Here is a 2823-nt window from a genome sequence, read left to right as displayed (position 1 = left end):
CCCCACGGGCCGGCGTCCAGGGCGCCTTCCCATGTCCCGGTGCGGATTCCCCCCACGGGATCCGGCCGGGCGCCTGAGAGACCAGCGCCTGAATCGCTGTCTTTCCGGTACTGCAGATACTGCTGGTGGTGCGATTGAGCAGAACGAGCAGAACTCCTCGTACTACTCCAGTGTGCGATCTGCCGGGACAACGCACGGTCGGGAGGGCCGCTCAAAGCTTCCCTATGCGCGTGCCCCGGCAACGCAGCTCCGAGGAAGTCCCCCAAGACATCCTCAGCTGCCAGTCAGCGCCCCCCAAGACGCTGCCTGACATCGCCAACTTAGACCTTCGAACCCCTTCGATGGTTACGTTCGCATCACTGTGATCTGCGTCTCTTGCAAATGTCCGTTAGATACGCAAGAGCCCGGATACAGCGAACGGGACCCAGCGTAAGGACGTTGCGCGAGTCTTGTGAAGAGCTTATGTGAGCGTGGCCCCGGACTCCAGAGGGGTCCGACAAAGGAATCCTCAACGGAACACCCGCAGCCGCAGGCTGTTGGTCACCACGAACACCGAGGAGAACGCCATCGCCGCCCCCGCGATCATCGCGTTCAGCAGGCCCGCCGCGGCCAGCGGCAGCGCGGCCACGTTGTAGCCGAAGGCCCACACGAGATTGCCCTTGATCGTGGACAGGGTGCGCCGGGAGAGCCGGATCGCGTCCGCGGCCACCCGCAGGTCACCGCGCACCAGCGTCAGATCGCCCGCCTCGATCGCCGCGTCGGTCCCGGTGCCCATCGCCAGGCCCAGGTCGGCGGCGGCGAGCGCGGCCGCGTCGTTGACGCCGTCGCCGACCATCGCGACGACCCGGCCCTCGCGCTGGAGCCGTCGTACGGCATCGACCTTGTCCTCGGGCAGCACCTCGGCGATGACCTCGTCGATCCCGACGACCCGCGCCACCGCCTCGGCCACCGCCCGGTTGTCCCCGGTCAGCAGCACCGGCGTGAGCCCCAGCGCCCGCAGCGACCGCACCGCCTCCGGGCTGGTCTCCTTGACGGCGTCCGCGACGGCCAGGACACCGCGCGCCACGCCGTCCCACCCGACGACGACAGCCGTACGACCGCCCCGCTCGGCCTCCTCCTTCGTCCGGCTCAGCTCCGCGGGCAGCACGTCGAACAGCCGCCCCACGGCCACCTCATGGCCCTCCACGCGCCCGCGTACGCCCTTGCCGGGGACGTTCTCGAAGGTCTCGGCCACGGGCAGCGGTCCGGCCTGCTCCTCGGCACCCTGGGCCACGGCACGCGCGACGGGATGCTCGGAGGCGTGCTCCAGGGGGCCCGCGAGCCGCAGCAGCTGCTTCTCGTCGGTGCCCTCGACGGCGTGGACCTCCTGGAGGGTCATCCGGCCGGTGGTGACCGTGCCGGTCTTGTCCAGGACGATGGTGTCGACGCGCCGCGTGGACTCCAGGACCTCGGGCCCCTTGATGAGGATGCCGAGCTGGGCGCCGCGCCCGGTGCCGACCATGAGCGCGGTCGGGGTGGCGAGGCCCAGCGCGCACGGGCACGCGATGATCAGCACGGCGACGGCCGCGGTGAAGGCGGCGGTGGTGTCCCCGGTGGCGCCGAGCCGGCCGCCGAACGTGCCCACCGCGATGAGCATGACGACCGGCACGAAGACCGCGGCCACCCGGTCGGCCAGCCGCTGCACCTGTGCCTTGCCGTTCTGCGCGTCCTCCACCAGCCGCGCCATCCGCGCGAGCCGCGTCTCGTCCCCGACCCGCGTCGCCGCTACGACGATCCGCCCGCCGGCGTTGACGGTCGCACCGGTGACCGCGTCCCCGACGCCCACGTCGACCGGCACCGACTCGCCAGTCAGCATCGAGGCGTCCACCGCCGAGGTGCCTTCGACGACGGTGCCGTCGGTCGCGATCTTCTCCCCGGGCCGTACGACGAACCGGTCCCCGACGACCAGCCGCTCCGCGGGAATCCGCACCTCACGGCCGTCCCGCAGCACGGAGACGTCCTTGGCGCCCAGTTCCATGAGCGCCCTGAGCGCGGCCCCCGCACGACGCTTGGCGCGGGCCTCCAGATACCGGCCGAGCAGGATGAACGCGGTGACCCCGGAGGCCACCTCGAGATAGATCGTCGAGGCGCCGTCCATGCCGCCGACGGTGAACGCGAACCGCTCCCGCATGCCCGGCATCCCGGCGTCCCCGAGGAAGAGCGCCCACAGCGACCAGCCGAAGGCCGCGAGCGTGCCGACCGAGACGAGGGTGTCCATGGTGGCCGCGGCATGGCGCAGGTTCGTCCAGGCGGCCCTGTGGAAGGGCCACCCGCCCCAGACGACGACGGGCGAGGCGAGCGTGAGCGCGAGCCACTGCCAGTTGTCGAACTGGAGCGCGGGGACCATGGAGAGCACGACGACGGGGACGGCGAGCGCGAGGGAGACGAACAGCCGCTGCCGGAGCCCGTCGAGCTCGGGGTCCGTCCGCTCGGCCTCCTGCGGCGCGGGGGCGGCCGGCTCCTCCGCCGTATAGCCCGTCTTCACGACGGTCGCGATGAGATCGGCGACGTCGACCCCGGCGGGGTAACTGACCCGCGCCTTCTCGGTCGCGTAGTTGACGCTCGCGCTGACCCCGTCCATCCGATTGAGCTTCTTCTCGACCCGGGCGGCACAGGAGGCACAGGTCATCCCACCGATGACGAGCTCGACCTCAGAGGTCTTGCCGGACATGTACTGCAACTCCCTCTAAGAGGTCGTTTTAACCTATTTCGTTGATTTATGTGGCGATTCTTGGAGTGCGGGACTGAGGTGCGCAAGAGGGTCCGGGTACCGATGGGGACGGT

The 2823-nt window shown here is 70.4% G+C and carries 1 protein-coding gene; it reads right to left on the bottom strand.

Annotated features, from left to right (window positions below):
- Window positions 1-508 precede the first annotated feature (508 nt).
- On the bottom strand, window positions 509-2710 hold the full coding sequence (locus tag ACFULQ_RS48960) for a heavy metal translocating P-type ATPase (RefSeq protein ID WP_383558299.1): 2202 nt from the start codon (window positions 2708-2710) through the stop codon (window positions 509-511).
- Window positions 2711-2823 lie beyond the last annotated feature (113 nt).

It is taken from the genome of Streptomyces sp. NPDC057253, from assembly GCF_042669125.1.
Lineage (GTDB): Bacteria > Actinomycetota > Actinomycetes > Streptomycetales > Streptomycetaceae > Streptomyces.
The sequence above is the reverse complement of the archived record's forward strand: the minus strand, read 5'-3'. Positions and strand labels throughout refer to the sequence as shown.